18 protein-coding genes are annotated in these 17,438 nt (G+C 66.5%); 11 read left to right on the forward strand and 7 right to left on the reverse strand.

Annotated elements, in window-relative coordinates:
• The first annotated feature begins 25 nt into the window (after positions 1-25).
• Together ACXYMN_RS06360 and ACXYMN_RS06365 are read left to right on the forward strand one after the other, a co-directional pair.
• Positions 26-442: a DUF4864 domain-containing protein gene (locus ACXYMN_RS06360; RefSeq protein WP_459012666.1), complete on the forward strand. Its 417-nt coding sequence runs from the start codon at positions 26-28 to the stop codon at positions 440-442.
• A 130-nt stretch (positions 443-572) separates the two neighbouring features.
• Positions 573-2,855: a glycosyl hydrolase family 28-related protein gene (locus ACXYMN_RS06365; RefSeq protein ID WP_459012667.1), complete on the forward strand. Its 2,283-nt coding sequence runs from the start codon at positions 573-575 to the stop codon at positions 2,853-2,855.
• A 56-nt stretch (positions 2,856-2,911) separates the two neighbouring features.
• Here the strand turns inward: ACXYMN_RS06365 and ACXYMN_RS06370 are convergent, their stop codons facing one another.
• Both ACXYMN_RS06370 and ACXYMN_RS06375 read right to left on the reverse strand, forming a co-directional pair.
• Positions 2,912-3,406 carry a HugZ family pyridoxamine 5'-phosphate oxidase gene (locus ACXYMN_RS06370; RefSeq protein ID WP_459012669.1) on the reverse strand — a complete coding sequence of 165 codons (495 nt, stop codon included), beginning with the start codon at positions 3,404-3,406 and terminating at the stop codon, positions 2,912-2,914.
• 20 nt (positions 3,407-3,426) lie between these two features.
• Positions 3,427-4,086, reverse strand: a complete 660-nt coding sequence (locus tag ACXYMN_RS06375; protein ID WP_459012671.1) for a hypothetical protein — start codon at positions 4,084-4,086, stop codon at positions 3,427-3,429.
• A 132-nt stretch (positions 4,087-4,218) separates the two neighbouring features.
• Between ACXYMN_RS06375 and parA the strand changes: the two genes are divergently transcribed.
• Genes parA through zapE form a run of 3 tightly spaced genes read left to right on the forward strand, consistent with a single transcriptional unit; the run spans position 4,219 to position 6,805 of the window.
• Positions 4,219-4,860 carry a ParA family partition ATPase gene (gene parA / locus ACXYMN_RS06380; protein ID WP_459012672.1) on the forward strand — a complete coding sequence of 214 codons (642 nt, stop codon included), beginning with the start codon at positions 4,219-4,221 and terminating at the stop codon, positions 4,858-4,860.
• Positions 4,861-4,893: 33 nt separating this feature from the next.
• The gene (locus ACXYMN_RS06385) at positions 4,894-5,742 is read left to right on the forward strand and encodes a DUF6206 family protein (protein ID WP_459012673.1); all 849 of its coding nucleotides are present in this window, start codon (positions 4,894-4,896) and stop codon (positions 5,740-5,742) included.
• The gene (zapE, locus tag ACXYMN_RS06390) at positions 5,735-6,805 is read left to right on the forward strand and encodes a cell division protein ZapE (RefSeq protein WP_459012674.1); all 1,071 of its coding nucleotides are present in this window, start codon (positions 5,735-5,737) and stop codon (positions 6,803-6,805) included. The genes ACXYMN_RS06385 and zapE overlap by 8 nt, the downstream gene beginning before the upstream one ends.
• A gap of 313 nt (positions 6,806-7,118) precedes the next feature.
• On the opposite strand, the gene ACXYMN_RS06395 is transcribed toward zapE, so the two are convergent.
• From ACXYMN_RS06395 to ACXYMN_RS06415, 5 genes are all read right to left on the reverse strand, one after another.
• On the reverse strand, positions 7,119-7,691 hold the full coding sequence (locus ACXYMN_RS06395; protein WP_459012675.1) for a LysM peptidoglycan-binding domain-containing protein: 573 nt from the start codon (positions 7,689-7,691) through the stop codon (positions 7,119-7,121).
• Between the two features lies 1 nt (position 7,692).
• Positions 7,693-8,265, reverse strand: coding sequence for a rhodanese-like domain-containing protein (locus ACXYMN_RS06400; protein ID WP_459012676.1), 573 nt, complete (start codon positions 8,263-8,265; stop codon positions 7,693-7,695).
• Between the two features lie 113 nt (positions 8,266-8,378).
• Positions 8,379-9,653 (reverse strand): bifunctional folylpolyglutamate synthase/dihydrofolate synthase, encoded by a 1,275-nt coding sequence (locus tag ACXYMN_RS06405; protein ID WP_459012678.1) that lies wholly within the window; start codon positions 9,651-9,653, stop codon positions 8,379-8,381.
• Positions 9,650-10,606 carry an acetyl-CoA carboxylase, carboxyltransferase subunit beta gene (accD, locus tag ACXYMN_RS06410; protein WP_459012679.1) on the reverse strand — a complete coding sequence of 319 codons (957 nt, stop codon included), beginning with the start codon at positions 10,604-10,606 and terminating at the stop codon, positions 9,650-9,652. The genes ACXYMN_RS06405 and accD overlap by 4 nt, the downstream gene beginning before the upstream one ends.
• 82 nt (positions 10,607-10,688) lie before the next feature.
• Entirely contained in the window at positions 10,689-11,567 is an 879-nt protein-coding gene (locus ACXYMN_RS06415) for a CPBP family intramembrane glutamic endopeptidase (protein WP_459012681.1), read from the reverse strand.
• A gap of 197 nt (positions 11,568-11,764) precedes the next feature.
• On the opposite strand from ACXYMN_RS06415, the gene ACXYMN_RS06420 reads away from it, so the two are divergent.
• The 6 genes from ACXYMN_RS06420 to ACXYMN_RS06445 all read left to right on the forward strand — a co-directional run bounded on the left by ACXYMN_RS06420 (position 11,765) and on the right by ACXYMN_RS06445 (position 17,332).
• Positions 11,765-12,382, forward strand: coding sequence for an HAD family hydrolase (locus ACXYMN_RS06420; protein ID WP_459012682.1), 618 nt, complete (start codon positions 11,765-11,767; stop codon positions 12,380-12,382).
• 169 nt (positions 12,383-12,551) lie between these two features.
• On the forward strand, positions 12,552-14,315 hold the full coding sequence (ilvD, locus tag ACXYMN_RS06425) for a dihydroxy-acid dehydratase (RefSeq protein ID WP_459012683.1): 1,764 nt from the start codon (positions 12,552-12,554) through the stop codon (positions 14,313-14,315).
• Positions 14,315-15,016, forward strand: a complete 702-nt coding sequence (locus tag ACXYMN_RS06430; protein ID WP_459012684.1) for a dihydroxy-acid dehydratase — start codon at positions 14,315-14,317, stop codon at positions 15,014-15,016. Before ilvD ends, ACXYMN_RS06430 begins: the two co-directional genes overlap by 1 nt.
• Before the next feature lie 86 nt (positions 15,017-15,102).
• The gene (locus tag ACXYMN_RS06435; RefSeq protein WP_459012685.1) at positions 15,103-15,873 is read left to right on the forward strand and encodes a DUF6478 family protein; all 771 of its coding nucleotides are present in this window, start codon (positions 15,103-15,105) and stop codon (positions 15,871-15,873) included.
• Positions 15,874-15,885: 12 nt separating this feature from the next.
• The gene (locus tag ACXYMN_RS06440; protein ID WP_459012686.1) at positions 15,886-16,263 is read left to right on the forward strand and encodes a hypothetical protein; all 378 of its coding nucleotides are present in this window, start codon (positions 15,886-15,888) and stop codon (positions 16,261-16,263) included.
• A 151-nt stretch (positions 16,264-16,414) separates the two neighbouring features.
• Entirely contained in the window at positions 16,415-17,332 is a 918-nt protein-coding gene (locus ACXYMN_RS06445; RefSeq protein WP_459012687.1) for a DMT family transporter, read from the forward strand.
• The last annotated feature ends 106 nt before the right edge of the window (positions 17,333-17,438 follow it).

Below are 17,438 nucleotides of genomic sequence, written 5' to 3' on the forward strand. Positions count from 1 at the left end.
CTTTCGCTGACACAGGAGATGCCCCATGCCCGCCCGTATCCTTGCCGCTTTCGTTGCCCTTTTTCTTGCGCTGCCGGTCTGGGCGCAGGATGTCGTGGCCCCGGTCCCCGGGATCGAGGCCACCATATCGAACCAGATGCAGGCGTTTCGCGACCGCGATGTCGATGCGGCCTTCGGTTACGCCAGCCCGATGATCAAGGGTATCTTCCAGACCCCGCAGAACTTCGGTGTGATGGTCGAGCAGGGCTATCCCATGGTCTGGACACCGTCGGAGGTGGATTTCGGCGATCTGCGGCGCGAGGATGGCGCGCTTTTCCAGAATGTCATCGTCACCGATCGGGCGGGCCGGGTGCATGTGCTGGCCTACAAGATGATCGAGACCGACAGCGGCTGGCTGATCGACGGTGTGCAACTGTTGCGCCAGCAGGGCTTCGCCGCCTGAGACCCGCGCGGGTGGCCTGACGCGGCGCAACGCGCGCCCCTCCAAGCCCGCGTTAAGACCCTTGCCGCTACCCCTTGTCGCGAAATGCGGCCTGCACACCGTTGGGTCGCGCACGCGGAAAGGGACAGCGATGAACAAGGCGATAACCGATGGCGTGGTGCTGATGCCGACCCCCTTCTCGGAGGGGCTGAACGTCTGGTCGAGCGGGGATGGCACACCCGGCTCGGACACCTATGCCAGCACGGCCACGGCCTCATTCGTCGCGGCGGATCAGGACTTCGCGGGCTGCCTTGAGTTGCTCAAGACCGCGTCCACCCAGAAGATCCGTTACATGGGCGAGGTGCCGATCGAGCCGGGTTGCTACCTGCGGGTGACGGCGCGGGTCAAGGCGATCTCGGGCAGTCTGCCGTCGGTGCGGATCGCCGCTTGGGCCGGCAACAGCAGCGGCAACGCGGTCACCGGCATCGATCTGGTGGCCGACGAGGTGGCGATCCCGACCTATGGCCAGATCGTCGAGGTCAGCGCGATCATCGGGTCGGGCAATCGCGGCGGTGTCGACATGGTCTGGGGTCGCACGCCCACCTACGGCCATTTCGGACTGGATTTCACCGGCGCGTCGGGCGGTCTGCTGCGGGTCGATGACATCGTGATCGAGGATGTCACCTCGGTCTTTCTGCGCGAGATGCTGGGCTATGTGGACGTGCGCGATTACGGCGCGCGGGGCGATGGCGTGACCGATGACAGCGCGGCCTTCATCGCCGCCGATCAGGTCACCGGCGGGCGCACGCTGTTCGTGTCGCAGGGCAACTATTTCCTGGCCGAGGATGTCATTCTCAACAGCGAGGTGATCTTCGAGGGCACGGTCAGCATGCCCAGCAATCGCCGCCTGTCGCTGACCAAGAATTTCAGCCTGCCGTCCTATATCGACGCGTTCGGCGACGAAGAGGTGGCGCTGAAGAAGGCGTTGCAGGCGCTGATGAATGATGCCGACCATGAAAGTCTCGACATGGGCGGGCGTCGGGTGACGCTGTCCGGGCCGCTCGATGTGCAGGCGGCGGTGGCCAACCGCACCAGCTATGCGCAGCGCCGGGTGCTGCGGAACGGGCAGTTGCAGGCGACCGAGACGGGCGACTGGACCGAAACGGTCGTCACCAGCCAGGCCAGCTATTCGCCGTCCAACCAGTTTCGCCTGACCAACGTGACCAACATCGCCAACATCAAGGTCGGCAGCCTTGTCGAGGGGGCGGGTGTGGGCCGCGAGATCTATGTGAAGTCGATCAACGTGGGGGCCGGAGACCTGACCCTGTCGCAGCCCCTGTCGGATGCCACGGGGACGCAGACCTACACCTTCACGCGGTTCAAATACATGCTCGACTTTTCGGGCTTCGACCGACTCGACGTGTTCCAGGTCGAGGATATCGAGTTTCAGTGCTCGATCGAGGCGAACGGCATCCTGCTGGCCCCGGAAGGCACCATCATGGTGGTGCGCGAATGCGTGTTCAACCGGCCGAAGTTCCGCGGCATCTCGAGCCCCGGGGAGGGCTGTCAGGGCATGCTGATCGAGCATTGCCAGTTCATCAGCCACGAGGGCGGAGAGCTGACCCAGAACCGCCGGTCGGTGGCGATCAACGTCAACGCCAACGACGTCAAGGTCCGCGATTGCCGGGCGTCGCAGTTCCGGCATTTCCTTGTCGCGTCGGGCGCGCAGAACATCATCACCGGCAACCACTTCTTTCAGGGCGACACCGCGTCGAACGGCATTCGCAGCGCGGGCATCGTGATGGCGCTGCGGGCCTGCAACAGCCAGATCTCGCACAACTACATCGACAACTGCTTTGTCGAGTGGACCAACGAGCGCGAGCCGGAGCCGGATTTCACCGGCGGGTTCGGGTTTGCGGGCCTGTCGATCACCAACAACGTGTTCCTGTGCTCGAACGTCGCGACGACCTTTTCCTACATCGTGGTAAAGCCCTATGGCACCGGGCATTTCCTCAACGGGTTCAACGTGTCGGGCAACACCTTCCGGGCGTCCTCGGGCAAGATCGACCGGGTCGAACGGGTGGATACATCGTTTGCCAATCTAGAATACGGCAACATGAAGCGGGTCACCTTTTCAAACAACACCTACGCCAACATCGAGAAGGCATCGCAGAACCCGCTGATCGTGCGGCATGACCAGAACAGCCATTCCGACACCTGGGTGGTCGAGACCGGCGGTGAGTTGCCGTTCGACGGCTGGGCACAGGAGGTGGACGCGGTCACGCATATGTCGCGGCTGCGCAACAGCGCCAATGTCAGCGAATGGCAGATGCCCTATTGCTCGGTCCGCGAGGGCGGGCAGAACAATCGCGTGCATCTGATCTACGGAACGCCGGTGCTGGGCGATGCGAACGTGACGATCCGCATGGACTGAATGTCCCTTGTGGAACGTGGGGGCCGTCCGGACATGCCGGGCGGCCCGATGTGCTGTCAGGCGGTCAGATCCCGCGCCGTGAGGCGGAAGGCCTTGCCGAAGCCGCCGTTCAGGTAGGCGGCATGCACCGCGAAGCGCAGCAGCGAGAAATCGGCGAACCCGATATAGAGCTTCGCCTTGGGCGCGTGGCGCAGGTAATGCGCCGCAAGATCAGGATGGTCCGGGTGGTCATGCGGAATGAACGCCGCGCGGGCCTGAAGCGTCAGGCGCGGATGGGTCAGCGGATCCCCCCTTGGGCCAGGCTCGCCCAGAAGCACCGAGCAGACCGGATTGGCCCGCAGCGCCCGGGAATGGGCAGACAGGTCCGACACGAGGCTGAGCGGCAGTGCGTCCGGGCCGGGCACCAGCGCGATGCGCGTGACCATCGGCGCGCCGGTTTCGACCTCGATCGTGCCAAGCGCGCCGAACCGCGCCGCCGCGATCAGATCACGGGCCAATGCGCGGGCGGTGTCGTCGGTGGGGCGGATCGGATCGATTTTGTCGGCACACATGGGGGCAGCCTAGGGGGCGGTCAGAACTGCGTCCAGACGCCCAGTTTCAGACCCATGCTTTCGTCGCCGACAACGCCATAGGTGGCCCCGACCTCAAGCTCGACCTGTCGCCAAAGCGGCGTGACGACGGATGGCACGACCCGCAGGAACGGATCGTCACCGGCCTGCCGGCCTGCCTGAAGCTGCAGCATGACCTTGTGCCGCCGGACCGTGCGGCCATAGGTCATGTCGAGCTTCACGTCGGTTTCGCCCGCGTCGAAGTAGCGCTCGGCGTTGAGATCGGCGTTGAACCAGCCGCCGTCCCAGCCATGACCCAGGCTCAGGCCCGGACGTATCACCGCCCGGCCCGCGATCTCGCCCAGTCCCAGTTCGCCCGCGATCTTCAGCCAGGCCTCGGGCCGGGACAGCGGACGCCGCACGAACGCCACGAGTTTCGCATCCCCCGACACCGACCGCCCCATGTCGAGCCCGATGGTCCAGCGCGGGGTCGCGCCGTATTCGACATAAAGCGTGTCATAGCGCGATTGCGGCGCAAGGGTGTAGGGCCCGACCGGCCTTTGCGGCCAGGACAGATAGCTGACTGAAGACAGGAAGACGGTACCGACCTCGCGCGGCCAGGCGCCGGCCAGCAGCGGACCGGGCAGCAGCAGCACAAGGGTCAGGCAAAGCGTACGCAACATGGCCTTACCCTGCGGATCGAGGGTTAATGGCGCGTTAATCACGCATTAACGCCGGGTTTCAGGCCCGTGGTGGCCATTCCAAAACGGCAAGTGCAATGTGTCGGCGGAATTCCGTCTGGGGGACGATTCGCAATGACCGGCTCGATCATTACCGTGGCGCAGCAAAAAGGCGGCTCGGGCAAGACGACGCTCACGGCCAATCTGGCGGTGGGCTTTCTGAGGCAGGGCAAGACCGTGGCGCTTGTCGACACCGATCCGCAGGGCAGCCTCGGGCGGTGGTTCATGACCCGCCTCGAGATGCATCCCGAAGCGGCAGAGGGCCTTGAGTTTGCGACGTCCTCGGCCTGGGGGATCACCTATGAGACCCGCAAGCTCGCGGCCATGTGCGACGTGGTGATCGTCGATACGCCGCCCAAGGCCGACAGCGACCTGCGCCCGGCGCTGCGGGTGGCCGATGTGGTGCTGGTGCCCGTGGCCATGAGTCACGTGGACCTCTGGGCCACCGAAGGCGTGCTCGATCTGGCCCGCCGCGAGAACAAGGAAGCGCTGGTGGTGATGAACCGCACGCGCGCCCGCACCCGTCTTGCGGGCGAGGTGGCCGAAGCGGCCGCGGCGCTTGACGCTGTGATGGCCGGGGCGCAGCTTGCCAACCGTACGATCTATGCCGAGGCGATGGGTCAGGGCCTGTCGGGTGCCGAGGGCCGCAAGACGCCCGCCCGCGCCGAGGTCGACGCGCTGGCCCTTGAGGTGGCGGAGCTTCTGGCAAAGGGGTAAACCGAGCCACGCGCTGACTTCACCGGAGTGACCATGACCGACCTTGCCGCCCTTGCCGATCTGATCCGCGCCGACACCGCGACGCGCGGCAAGGCGATCTCGAAGCTCGGGTATTTCTGCGCCCCGTTCCAGCCACCTTCGGGGCCATTCTCGGACCGGGTGATCAAGGTCTATCGCGGCGCGGCGGACGCGGCGCAACTGGACCGGCTGGCGCGGGCGCATGACGACTACGTGCGGGTGCTGCGGCAATGCGAGGTGCCGCTGCCCGACACCGAGTTCCACCTTGTCGATCTGGACGGCACCGGGGCCAGGACGCCGGTGATCGTGCAGGAGGCCTTGCCGCTCGACAGTCTGATGCGGCCGCGGATGCGCGACGGCAGCAAGGCAGACACGCTGGCGATGATGCAGGCGGCGGGCGAGGTCATCGCGACCTTCTGGTCCCGCGCCGAGGCGGTTGATGCGCGCGTCGGTTTCCACCCGTCGATCCGCAACTTCGCGATCCGCGACGGGCGCGCGATCTTTTTCGACACCTTCCCGCCGCTGATCGACTACAGCCGCGACGAGATGGGCAAGTTGCTGCTGCAGTTTTCCGACAAGTGGCTGATGCGGTTTGTCGGGCCGCTGCTGCAAGGCAAGGTGACCGGCATTCAGGACGAATGGTATTCGCCGCCCGAAACCCTTGTGGGGCTGGTCGGATCGGCCTGCCGCCTGAGACCGGAATACGCCGAGGACTACCTGGAATGGGGCCGCGCCTTTGCCCGCAGCCACATGGCGCAATGGGCCGATACGGCGATCGAGGGCCTGGACGGACCACCGCAGCTGCCCGGCTATTGGACCGGCTTCCGCAAGCTTCTGGGCCTTCAGGGCGAACCCAATGTCTGACAGCCTGACGGCGCTTTACGAGGCGCGGCTGGCCTCGGGGGCGTTGCATGAGGACGCCGCGCAGCGCGACGTGCTGCCCGAGTTCGACCGCATCGCCGAGGCGCTGAACACGCCGGAAAAGAAGGGCCTGTTCCGCAAGCCGCCACCGCCGCCGAAGGGCCTTTACCTTTGGGGTGGGGTCGGGCGCGGCAAGTCCATGCTGATGGACCTGTTCATCGAAAGCCTCGATGTGCCCGCCCGCCGCGTGCATTTCCACGCCTTCATGCAGGAGGTGCAGAACGGCGTTCACGCCGAGCGCAAGAAGGGCACCGAAGACCCCATAGCACCGGTGGCCAAGGCCGTGTCGGACAGCGTCAAGGTGCTGGCCTTCGACGAGATGCAGATCACCGATATCGCCGATGCGATGATCGTCGGGCGCCTGTTCGAAAAGCTGTTCGCGGCGGGATGCGTGGTGGTCACGACCTCGAACAGGGTGCCGGACGATCTTTACAAGAACGGGCTGAACCGGCAGCTTTTCCTGCCCTTCATCGCGCTTCTGAAAGAGCGGATGGTGGTGCACGAACTGGTCGCGCACCGGGATTACCGGCAGGACCGGCTGCAGGGCACGGACACCTATTTCACCCCCAACGACGCCGCGGCCCGCGCCGCGATCGACGCGCTGTGGGACCGGCTGTCGGGCGGGTCCGAGCAAGAGCTGGTGTTGCACGTCAAGGGCCGGGAGTTGCACTTGCCGAAATATGCCAACGGGGTGGCCCGGGCGCGCTTTTTCGACCTCTGCGGCAAACCGCTGGGGCCTGCGGACTACCTCAAGCTGGCCGAAACGGTGCGGGTGCTGATCCTTGAAAACGTGCCGCAGCTTGGCCGGTCGAACTTCAACGAGGCGCGGCGTTTCGTGACCCTGATCGACGCGCTTTACGAGGCGAAGACAAAGCTGATCCTGTCCGCCGCGGCCCTGCCGGAATACCTTTATGTCGAGGGTACGGGTGCCTTCGAGTTCGAACGCACCGCAAGTCGGCTGCGCGAGATGCAGTCGCAAGACTGGGGTCTGCCCGAGGAGCAGTGAGGCGCGCACGGGCACAAAAAAAGGGGTCCCGAAGGACCCCAGATGCTGCTGCTCGACTCGGCTTTTCGACCGCCTGTTCTTGTCGTCGGACATGGGGCTCCGGGCGTCCGACCGCGACAACGCGGGCGGGTCGATCTGTTCCGGTGGTTCGATGTCCTGTCCCTCGGGGTTGATCGTCTGATGGTCGCGATCTGGGCCCCCTGTATGTCACGAATCATAGCGTGAGTTTTATGCAACCGTCAACATATAGTATCACCGTCAAGGGGTCGTTTTTGACAATCCTGCGATATCAACAGGTTGTGTCTTTGTGGTCCTACCGTTCCGGCAGGAACAGCACCTGGCCGGGGCTGAGATCGCGCGGATCGTCCAGCTGGTCGGCGTTCGCGGCATAGAGCGGACCGGTCATGTTGGCGTCGCCATAGATCGCGCGGGCGATGCTGACGAGGCTGTCGCCCTCCAGCACCACGTATTGCCGCTGACCGGTCTCGGCAGCGGCGGGGCTGGCGGGCGACGCCGTGGGGGCGAGCGACTTCTGCACCACCGCGTGCAGCAGGCTTCCGGGGCGGCCAGGGGCGACGTTGCGCCCGGTGGCCGCGTTGATCCGCGCGATGGCGGTCCAGGTGAGCTGCCGCATGTCGTCCGGGGCAACCGCGCCGGTCGGCGGCAGGGCCGTCGGTGCGAAAGAGCCATCGTTGCGGGACACGGTGCCGCTTGCGACGGGGGCGGGCGGTGCCTGCGCGATCGGCGCGGGCTGCGGGATCTGCGCGGCGGGCGCAGGTGGCGCGGTCGCGGCGATCCGGTTCGAAGGGGTCGCGCCCGGCTGCATCAGGATCAGAATCGCCGTGATGGCGAGAAACCCCGAGATATAAAGCGCGACGCGGATCATCCTAGCTTCCCGATCCCGCTGACAGGCCAAGACCGGTCCAGACGTCGAGACCGCCGCGATAATAGTGCATCGCGGATGCCGGGTAGCCGGCTTCGAACAGGGCGCGGACCGCCGCCACCGGGGCCGGATCGAGCGGCCCCTGACCGAAGATCACCAGCGCATACGTGGTCTCCTGCCCCGGCGCGAGGCCGAGAGCTGCCAGCAATTCGACGCGATAGGGGTTGTCGGCGCGCAGGGTTGCGGCGGGCAGGCTGATCGCGCCGGGCAGGGTGCCCTGGCCGTAAGCCTCGGGCGTGCGCGCGTCGATCAGCAGACCGGTCATCTCGGTTGCGGGCCCGGCAAGGAAGGCGATCAGCTCAGCCTCGCCCATGGGGGCGACGCCGGGGGCGGCCTCGATCGGTTGCAGGCAGGCGGGCGGACAGGCCGGACCGGTGCGTGCGACCGTCACGGACAGGCCCGCGATTTCGGTGTCAAGGCGGGGCAGCGTCGGGGTCAATCCAGCGTCCTGCGCAAGAACCGGATGCGCAAGGCAGGCAAGGGCTGCGGCACGGGCAGCGGCAGGGATAAAACGCATGGACCAAACCTTTCGGGAGAAGAACGTCACCCGACACTGGGAAATTACCACCGGATATAGACGAAGGGCATCCCTTGCGTCAACAAATAGTGATTCGGTCGATCTGTTGTGGGCTAGCTGTGTTCCCGCAGGATCGCACCGGCCAGATAGAGCGAGCCGCAGATCAGGATGCGCGCTTGCGGCGTGACTTTGACGATCGCGGCCACCGCTTCGGCGGGGCTGGTGGCGATCTCGACGGGCAGACCCGCGCGGGTTGCGTGGGCGGCGGTGTCCTCGGCGCTGAGGGTGTTGGCCTCGCCGGGGATCGCCACCGCCTGCACGCCCCGGACCTGCCCGTCGAAGGCGCGCAGATAGCCGGTCACGTCCTTGGTATTGAGCATGCCGCAGACTAGGTAGGTGGGCCGCGCGCCAAGCTGCGACAGGTGTTCGGCCAGCGCCGCGCCCGCCGCCGGGTTGTGGCCGCCATCGAGCCAAAGCTCGGCGGTGCCCGCCAGCGTGACCAGCGGGCCATGCCGCAGACGCTGCATCCGGGCGGGCCATTCGGCGCGGGTCACCGCCGCCTCGAAAGCGGCCTCACCGCAGCCAAGGTGCCGCAACGCCGCAAGGGCCGCACCGGCATTGTCGAACTGGTGGCGTCCGGGCAGGACCGGAGGCGGCAGGTCAAGCAGACCGGTTTCGTCCTGAAACACCAGTCGGCCATGTTCTTCGGTGACGTGCCAGTGCTGGCCATGGGCAAGCAACGGCGCGCCCAGCGCCGCGGCCCGTGCCTCGATCACCTCGGCGGCGGCGTCCTCTTGCGGGCCGACCACGCAGGTCACGCCGCGCTTGATGATCCCGGCCTTCTCGCCCGCGATCCTGGCCAGCGTGTCGCCCAGATAGCTTTCGTGGTCCATCGACACCGGCGTGATCACCGTCAGCGCGGGCCGGTCGACGACGTTGGTCGCATCGAGCCTGCCGCCCAGTCCGGTCTCGAGCAGCACGTATTCGGCGGGGGTGCGCGAAAACGCCAGCAGGGCGGCGCAGGTGGTGATCTCGAAATAGGTGATCGGGTCGCCGCCATTGACGGCGTAGACCTCGTCCAGAAGATCGGTCAGCGCGTCTTCGGTGATCAGCGTGCCTGCAAGGCGGATGCGTTCATGAAAGCGCGCAAGATGCGGCGAGGTATAGGCGTGTACGCGCTGCCCCTCGGCCTCGAGCCCGGCGCGGATCATCGCCTGGGTCGAGCCTTTGCCATTGGTCCCGGCAAGATGAATGACCGGCGGCAGGTCGCGTTCGGGATGGCCAAGCTTTGCCAGCAGGGCCCAGACCCGATCCAGCACCAGATCCATGTATTTGGGGTGCAGCGCCATCATGCGCTGCAGGATGTGATCCGACGCGCCGTCGGTCATCCCCGCCGCGACTCGGGGGCCTTGCCGGTGGTCGAGGCGTTGGCGGCGGCATCGGCATCGGTCGCAGGGTCTGCGGGCGGCGGCAATTCGCCCCAGATCGGCGGTGTCATCTGCATCAGCATGCGCAGGATCGTCACCAACTCCTCGCGCAGCTTGCGGCGGTCGGTAACCCGGTCGAGCATGCCATGCTCGAGCAGGTATTCGGCGCGCTGGAAGCCTTCGGGCAGCTTTTCGCGGATGGTCTGTTCGATCACGCGCGGACCCGCAAAGCAGATCAGCGCATTGGGTTCGGCGATCTGGATGTCGCCCAGCATGGCGTAGGACGCGGTGACGCCGCCGGTCGTCGGATGGGTCAGCACGACGATGTAGGGCAGGCCCGCCTCGCGCAGCATCTGGATCGCAACGGTGGTGCGCGGCATCTGCATCAGCGACAGGATGCCTTCCTGCATGCGCGCGCCACCGGCAGCCGAGAACAGCACCAGCGGTCGGTGCAGGCGCACGGCCTCCTGGGCAGCGGCGATGATGGCGTTGCCCACATACATCCCCATGGAGCCACCCATGAAGCTGAAATCCTGGGCGGCGGCGACGATGGGCGTGCGCCCGACCTCGCCGCTGGCGACAAGCATCGCCTCTTTTTCGCCGGTGGCCTTCTGCGCCGCGCGCATCCGGTCGGGGTATTTCTTCTGGTCGCGGAAATGCAGCGGATCATGCACCGGTTCTGGGACCTTCACCTCGGTGAAGTTGCCGGTGTCGAACAGCGCCCGAAAGCGGTCGCGCGGCGTGATGTTCATGTGATGACCGCAGGTGGCGCAGACATGAAGGTTGTCCGCCAACTCGCGGTGAAACAGCATGGTGCCGCATTCGTCGCACTTGGTCCAAAGGTTCTCGGGCACTTCGCGCCGCGAGAAGATGGAGTTGATCCGCGGGCGGACGTAGTTGGTGATCCAGTTCATAAAACGGCTCTGGCGCTGCGTCGGTCGCTTTCGACTTATGACGTGGGCGGGGGAATTGCAATCGCGGCGGGTCTGGCGGACGTCAGAGCCGCAATGCCAGCCGCGCCGCGAGCCAGGTCACGATCAGCCCGGCGAAGTCCACCGGCAGGGCGGCGGCGATGGCGTCCTCGTCCCCGGGCGCGAAGGGCAGCGTGAACAGCGACAGGCCCGACAGCATCCCGTCGAGCGAGATGATCAGGATCGCCATGACGTTGTTGGCGAAATGCAGCGCGATGGCCGGGCCAAGGGTGCCGCTGCGGGCGGTCAGATCACCCGCCAGCGCGCCGAACAGCCCCGCCCAGAGCGCAATGCCCAGCGCATTGTCACCGAAGGTCCCGGCGGCATAGTGGCCCAGCGCAAAGAGCGCCGCCTGAGGGCCGATCCACAACAGCGGCGAACGGAACCGGGCGGCAAGCTGGCTCTGGATATAGCCGCGAAACAGCACCTCTTCGGCACCGGTCTGGATCAGCACGCCCAAAAGCCCCAGCGGCAACAGCATCAGCCAGGCGCCCGGGGCCATGTTCAGGGTGATGTCGCCGGTGATACCCCAGTTCAACATGGCCAGCAGCAGCGCCTGGACAAGGATGATGGCCACGACGGCCCGTCCGCCCTGACGCAGCGCCAGACCGTAGGGTCCGATCACGCTGGCCGGGCTGCGCCCGTGCAGCAAGCGCGCGGCGACCAGCGTACCGAGCGCCATGGTGCCCATGGCAACAAACAGCATCATCAGCCCGGCGGGGGTGGAGCCGGTCACGATGGTCGTGACAAAATCCGGCCCCGCCATCGCGACCGCGCCCAGAAGCAGCATCTGGCTGGCCAGCATGGCGATCACGGCGGTCAGGATCAGCCCGGCCAACAGCCGCCAAAGCTGCGGCCTGGCGCGGGCATCCGCGATCATGGGGGCGTAGGCGGCGTAATTCATCGGGTAATTCTCAAACTGATCGGTTGCGCGCGGCGCGCAAGGGCTGTCCGCAGCGCATCGCCGCATGTTGGCAATTCGCCCATCCGGGCACAACCGGCAAGCGCCCGGCGGCAAGATCATGCGGGCGGGGCGGGCGTCGTTTGGCCAAAAGCGGTGGTGCGCCTTGGGATCGCGGCGATGCGTGCTAGTCTTGAACCATGCGCACACCCGACCTGCACCTTGTCGCCTGGGATTTCGACGGCGTCCTCAACGATGGCATCCGCGATGGCCGCTTCGTCTGGGCCGACCGGTTCGAGGCCGATTTCGGGCATCCGCTGGCGTCCTTCCGGGCGCTTTTCAGTGCTGCGCGCTTCGATGCGGTTGTCACCGGGCGCGAGGACCTGCGCGATGCGGTGCAGGACTGGGCCGATCAGGTGGGTTATCCGCACGGGCCGGATCCGGTGCTGCGCTACTGGTTCGAGAAGGATGTGCATCCGGTGCCCGCGATGCTGGCGCGGCTCGGTGCGCTGAAGGCGCGCGGCGTCCGGCAGGTCATCGCCACCAACAACGAGGCGCGGCGCGCGCGCTTCATCGAACAGGACATGGGCTATGGCGAAAGGGTCGAGCGGATCTTCGCGTCGGGCCACATCGGCGTGCGCAAGCCGTTCGACGGGTTCTATCACCACATCGCAGAGGCGACCGGGGTGGACCCGGCGCGGATCCTTCTGGTCGATGACATGGCGGAAAACGTCGCGGCCGCGCGCAGGCTGGGCTGGCAGGCCTTTCATCTGACCGACATCCACGACCCCGCCCTGGACGATGCGCTGGGCCTGTGACCGTGCTGCGACCGGGGCGCGGGGCGACGGGCAAGGGGCTGACGACTCCGTCCCGAGCTGGCGCGCAGCCGCGCCTCTCTGCCGCCGTGCTGCCTTCTTTCTTGTGAAGCCTCCGGCGCTTTTGTATGCCCAATCCCAAGCCGCGAAACATCCGCCCCGGGAGACCACCATGCTCAAGCGCCCCTTCGACAAGTCAAAATTGCCCAGCCGCCATGTCACCGAAGGCCCCGAGCGGGCGCCGCATCGGTCCTACTATTACGCGATGGGCATGTCCGAGGCCGAGATCCACCAGCCTCTGGTTGGCGTCGCGACCTGCTGGAACGAAGCGGCCCCCTGCAACATCGCGCTGTCGCGTCAGGCGCAGGCGGTGAAGATGGGCGTGAAAGCCGCCGCCGGCACCCCGCGCGAGTTCACCACCATCACCGTCACCGACGGCATCGCCATGGGCCACGAGGGCATGCGGTCGTCGCTGGCCAGCCGCGAGGCGATCGCCGACACGGTCGAGCTGACCATGCGGGGCCATTGCTATGACGCGCTTGTGGGTCTTGCGGGCTGCGACAAGTCGCTGCCGGGCATGATGATGGCGATGGTGCGGCTGAACGTGCCGTCGGTATTCATCTATGGCGGCTCCATCCTGCCGGGCCGGGCCCCGTCGGGGGCGGATGTGCCGGCCGATTTTGCCAATCGCGACCTGACCGTGCAGGACATGTTCGAGGCAGTGGGCCGCCACCAGAACGGCGAGATGTCGGATGCGGCACTCGATGTGCTGGAGCGGGTGGCCTGCCCCTCGGCCGGGGCCTGCGGCGGGCAGTTCACCGCCAACACCATGGCCTGCGTTTCGGAAGCCATCGGTCTGGCGCTGTTCAATTCGTCGGGCATGCCCGCGCCCTACGAGAGCCGCGACCAGTATGGCGAAGCCTCTGGCGAGGCGGTCATGGACCTGGTCGAAAAGAACATCCGCGCCCGCGACGTGGTGACCCGAAAGGCGCTTGAGAATGCCGCGCGCGTGGTCGCCTGCACCGGCGGCTCGACCAATGCGGGCCTGCACCTTCCGGCCATCGCGCACGAGGCGGGGATCGAGTTCTACCTCGACGATGTCTGCGAGATCTTCCGCGACACGCCCTATTTCGTCGATCTCAAGCCCGGCGGGCAGTTCGTCGCCAAGGACCTCTACGAGGCAGGCGGCCTGCCGGTCGTGATGAAGGAATTGCGCAAGGCGGGGCTGATCCATGAGGACTGCATGACCGCGAGCGGTCGCAACATCGGCGAAGAACTGGACCGCACCACCCGCGAGGCCGATGGCAAGGTGATCCACGCCATCGCCAACCCGATCACCAAGACCGGCGGCGTCGTGGGTCTCAAGGGCAACCTCGCGCCGGAGGGGGCCATCGTGAAGGTCGCGGGTATCGCGGCGGAAGATCAGGTCTTCACCGGCCCGGCACGTGTCTACGAATGCGAAGAGGATGCCTTCGAGGGCGTCAAGAAGCGCGAATATCGCGAAGGCGAGGTCATCGTCATCCGCAACGAAGGCCCCGCGGGCGGCCCCGGCATGCGCGAGATGCTGTCGACCACCGCGGCGCTGTCCGGTCAGGGCATGGGCAAGAAGGTCGCGCTGATCACCGACGGGCGCTTTTCCGGCGCAACGCGCGGCTTCTGCGTCGGGCATGTGGGCCCCGAGGCGGCGCAGGGCGGCCCCATCGCGCTGTTGCGGAACGGCGACTTGATTACCATCGACGCGGTCACCGGCGTGCTGTCGGTGGACCTGTCGGACGACGAGCTTGCGACCCGCCGCGAAGCCTGGGCCGGACCGCGGCCGACGATCTACGCGTCCGGCGCGCTGTGGAAATTCGCCAAGCTGGTCGGCGCGACCTACAAGGGCGCGGTCACCCACCCCGGCGGGGCTGCCGAAAAACACGTCTATATGGATCTCTGATGACCGCACGTGCTGGACAAGTCGTGGCCGTCGTTGCGGCATTGGCGCTGAGCGGCTGCGCGGTATCGCCGGACGGTGATTTCGACATGCCCAAGGGCTTCCTGTCGGGGTTCCAGAGCCCCGGCTCGGAAGGTGGCAACGCGGCGCTGGCCCAGCCCGATGCCGCGCGGTCGCTGGTCGAAACGGTCGCCGTTGCCGGCGGCGACGTGGTGGTCGCTGCACCGTTCGGCTATTGCGTCGACCCAAGCACGCTGGAAAGCGGACGCAATGGCGGCTTTGTGGTGCTGGCAAGCTGCAACATCCTGTCCGGCGGTGCCTCGGGGGCATCGGTGCCCCCGGCGCTGATCACCGTGACGGTTGGCCGGGCCGAACGGAACGCCGTGCGCCCGGATGCGGCGACGCTGGCCCGGCTTGCGGACGCGCCCTTGCTGCAGATGCGCGATGAGGACGGGCTGTCGCTGGCCTTTCTGGGCAGCGGCGGCGACGCGCTGTTTTCCGGCGGCAACCCAAGGTACTGGCGCGGCGCATTCCTGCAAGGATCGCGTCTGGTTGGCCTTGCGGTCTACGCCCCCGCGGGCAGCGGCATCGACGGCGAGGACGGCGCGCGGCTTCTCGAAGCGACGTTCCGGCGCATTCGCGAAGAGAGCCCGCGCAATGCGACGCCGGTATCCGGCGCACCGGACAACGGGTCGCGCGGCTGACGATTGTTCAGGATTTGGAAACAGTTTGTCATAGAATAAAAAACAAAGACATACTGGGCGCGACAGGGTCGCGGTGACAGGGGCAGATGGCAAACCGACAGGGTACACTCGACGGATTACTGCAACGGATGACGCTGCGGCGACTGAAGCGCGTGGCCAGGGGGGCCGCGACCGCCGATCTGCGCCAACTTCGGCGCGAACGGGCGCAGGCGCGGCAGCTCAAGTCCGAGATCGACGAGATCATGCATGTTGCCGACAGCCGCCTGGCGTTGCCGCTGATCGGCAACCAGACCTTTCCCAGGCCGCATGACGCGGACTGGGCATGGCGGCCCGAGCTGTGGACCGGCCCGTTGCCCCGTCGCGGCATGTCGTCGGTGCAATCGAAATCCATGCTGGGGCGCGAGGCAACGCTGTTTCACGACTGCATCCATTCCGAGCTGACGCTGCGCCAGCTGCGCAATATCCGCGAGGCGGACCTCGCGCCGTTCGGTCTGCGCCTCGATGTGTTCAAGTTCGACGGCTCGTACCTGTCGCTGTCCATCGACCTGCCGGAAGAGGCCGCGCAGGGGCTCAAGCGGCGCCATCTGATCCGGCTCGAGACCATCGTCGAGATGGAAAAGCCGATCGAGATCTTCGCGCGGCTCAACATCAAGCACGGTCCCAACACCGAGCAGCTGGTGCGCGAGATGCCGTTGCACGAGGATGCCGTGATGATCGAGTTCGACCTTGCCTATACCAAGCTCAACGAAAAGCGGGTCGAGAAGCTTTGGCTCGACATCATCTTCGAGGGGCCGCAAATGAACCAGGTGACGCTGCGCGATCTGACCTTCAGCCGCCGCCCGCGCGCCGAGCTTTGAGGGGGCCATGAGATGACGGTCTATACGCTCACGAAAACCCGTTTCAAGGAAGGCGTCTGGGAGGGGCTGCTGACTGCCGAGACCCAGGATGCCCCGACGCCCGAGGTGGCGGTATCGCTGGCCGACATGCCGGTGGGCGGCGTCAAGGTGAGCGCGCTGGGCGTGGCGGGCCAATGGCTGCTGGAAATCCCGGTGCCGATCGAGGCCATGGGCGACGGGGTGCAGACGATTCTGGTGACCGATGCCAATGCCGACGTGACGCTGGGGGCGTTCACGATGATCGCGGGCGATGCGCTGGCGGAAGATATCCGCGCCGAGATCGAATTGCTGCGCGCCGAACTGGACATGCTGAAACGCGCGTTCCGACGGCATTGCCTCGAGACCACCTGAGCTGCGATTGGCGGGGCTGGAGACGGGTAACTGGCTGTCTGCAAGCGTTCCGGGCCGGGTCGCGATTGCCGCAAAGGCGGCGTCCGATTGACGCGCGCGGCACGATGAGAGAGCGTGGCGCGGTCCCCGACCCCGGAAGGTTTTCCTGCCCATGTCCCCGCTGCGCGGCATATCGCTGAAGATCGGCTCGGTCGTGTTGTTCGTCGCAATGGCGGCGCTGATCAAGGCGACCTCCGACGAGGTGCCGCCCGGCGAGGCGGTGTTCTTCCGGTCGGCCTTTGCGCTGCCGGTGATCCTGGGCTGGCTGGCCTGGCGGGGCGATCTGGGCACCGGTCTAAGGACGCGCGATCCGCTGGGCCATCTCTGGCGCGGCTTCATCGGCGTGTCGGCGATGGGCTGCACCTTTGCCGGGCTGGGCCTGCTGCCGTTCCCGGAAGTGACGGCCATCGGCTATGCCGCGCCGCTTCTGACGGTGATTTTCGGCGTTGTGCTTCTGGGCGAACGCATCCGGGGATTTCGCATGAGCGCGGTCGCCCTCGGGCTGATCGGGGTCCTTATCGTGATCTGGCCCCGGCTGAGCCTTGACGAGGTGAACCGCGCCGCGACCATCGGGGCGGGTGTGGTGCTGCTGTCGAGCGTGTTCCGGGCTCTGGCGCATATCCAGATCCGCAGGCTGGTGCGCGCGGAAGAGACCTCGGCCATCGTGTTCTATTTCTCGATAACCTCGTCGCTGTTTGCGCTGATGACGGCACCGTTCGGCTGGGCCTGGCCCAGCGCGACGGGTGCGCTGATGCTGATCGGGGCGGGGCTGTTGGGCGGGCTCGCGCAGATCCTGCTGACCACCGCCTACCGGTATGGCGAGGCGGGTCTGCTGGCGCCGTTCGACTATGCCTCGATCCTGTTCGCGCTCTTGATCGGTTACGCGGTGTTCGGCGAAGCGCCGACGGGTTGGATGCTTGTCGGTGCGGCGATCGTCGTGCTGGCCGGGATCCTGATCATCTGGCGCGAGCGCCAGCTGGGCCTGAAGCGCGGCCGCGCCCGCAAGAGCGGGTTGACGCCGCAGGGGTGACCGGGTCGAGCGCGCGTGCCGCGCGCGCAGGTCTGGCCCGCTGATCCTTGGATCATCGGTCAGCTGGGGGCGCGGCCCCCAGACCCCCGGCGTTTTTTGCGGAAAG

The sequence above is a fragment of the Roseivivax sp. CAU 1753 genome, from assembly GCF_054482575.1.

What these genes read in the sequence shown, in the direction of transcription:
- ACXYMN_RS06360 (WP_459012666.1), top strand. Translation starts at nt 26, where the DNA reads ATGCCCGCCCGTATCCTTGCCGCTTTCGTTGCCCTTTTTCTTGCGCTG.
- ACXYMN_RS06365 (WP_459012667.1), top strand. Translation starts at nt 573, where the DNA reads ATGAACAAGGCGATAACCGATGGCGTGGTGCTGATGCCGACCCCCTTC.
- ACXYMN_RS06370 (WP_459012669.1), bottom strand. Translation starts at nt 3,406, where the DNA reads ATGTGTGCCGACAAAATCGATCCGATCCGCCCCACCGACGACACCGCC.
- ACXYMN_RS06375 (WP_459012671.1), bottom strand. Translation starts at nt 4,086, where the DNA reads ATGTTGCGTACGCTTTGCCTGACCCTTGTGCTGCTGCTGCCCGGTCCG.
- parA (WP_459012672.1), top strand. Translation starts at nt 4,219, where the DNA reads ATGACCGGCTCGATCATTACCGTGGCGCAGCAAAAAGGCGGCTCGGGC.
- ACXYMN_RS06385 (WP_459012673.1), top strand. Translation starts at nt 4,894, where the DNA reads ATGACCGACCTTGCCGCCCTTGCCGATCTGATCCGCGCCGACACCGCG.
- zapE (WP_459012674.1), top strand. Translation starts at nt 5,735, where the DNA reads ATGTCTGACAGCCTGACGGCGCTTTACGAGGCGCGGCTGGCCTCGGGG.
- ACXYMN_RS06395 (WP_459012675.1), bottom strand. Translation starts at nt 7,691, where the DNA reads ATGATCCGCGTCGCGCTTTATATCTCGGGGTTTCTCGCCATCACGGCG.
- ACXYMN_RS06400 (WP_459012676.1), bottom strand. Translation starts at nt 8,265, where the DNA reads ATGCGTTTTATCCCTGCCGCTGCCCGTGCCGCAGCCCTTGCCTGCCTT.
- ACXYMN_RS06405 (WP_459012678.1), bottom strand. Translation starts at nt 9,653, where the DNA reads ATGACCGACGGCGCGTCGGATCACATCCTGCAGCGCATGATGGCGCTG.
- accD (WP_459012679.1), bottom strand. Translation starts at nt 10,606, where the DNA reads ATGAACTGGATCACCAACTACGTCCGCCCGCGGATCAACTCCATCTTC.
- ACXYMN_RS06415 (WP_459012681.1), bottom strand. Translation starts at nt 11,567, where the DNA reads ATGAATTACGCCGCCTACGCCCCCATGATCGCGGATGCCCGCGCCAGG.
- ACXYMN_RS06420 (WP_459012682.1), top strand. Translation starts at nt 11,765, where the DNA reads ATGCGCACACCCGACCTGCACCTTGTCGCCTGGGATTTCGACGGCGTC.
- ilvD (WP_459012683.1), top strand. Translation starts at nt 12,552, where the DNA reads ATGCTCAAGCGCCCCTTCGACAAGTCAAAATTGCCCAGCCGCCATGTC.
- ACXYMN_RS06430 (WP_459012684.1), top strand. Translation starts at nt 14,315, where the DNA reads ATGACCGCACGTGCTGGACAAGTCGTGGCCGTCGTTGCGGCATTGGCG.
- ACXYMN_RS06435 (WP_459012685.1), top strand. Translation starts at nt 15,103, where the DNA reads ATGGCAAACCGACAGGGTACACTCGACGGATTACTGCAACGGATGACG.
- ACXYMN_RS06440 (WP_459012686.1), top strand. Translation starts at nt 15,886, where the DNA reads ATGACGGTCTATACGCTCACGAAAACCCGTTTCAAGGAAGGCGTCTGG.
- ACXYMN_RS06445 (WP_459012687.1), top strand. Translation starts at nt 16,415, where the DNA reads ATGTCCCCGCTGCGCGGCATATCGCTGAAGATCGGCTCGGTCGTGTTG.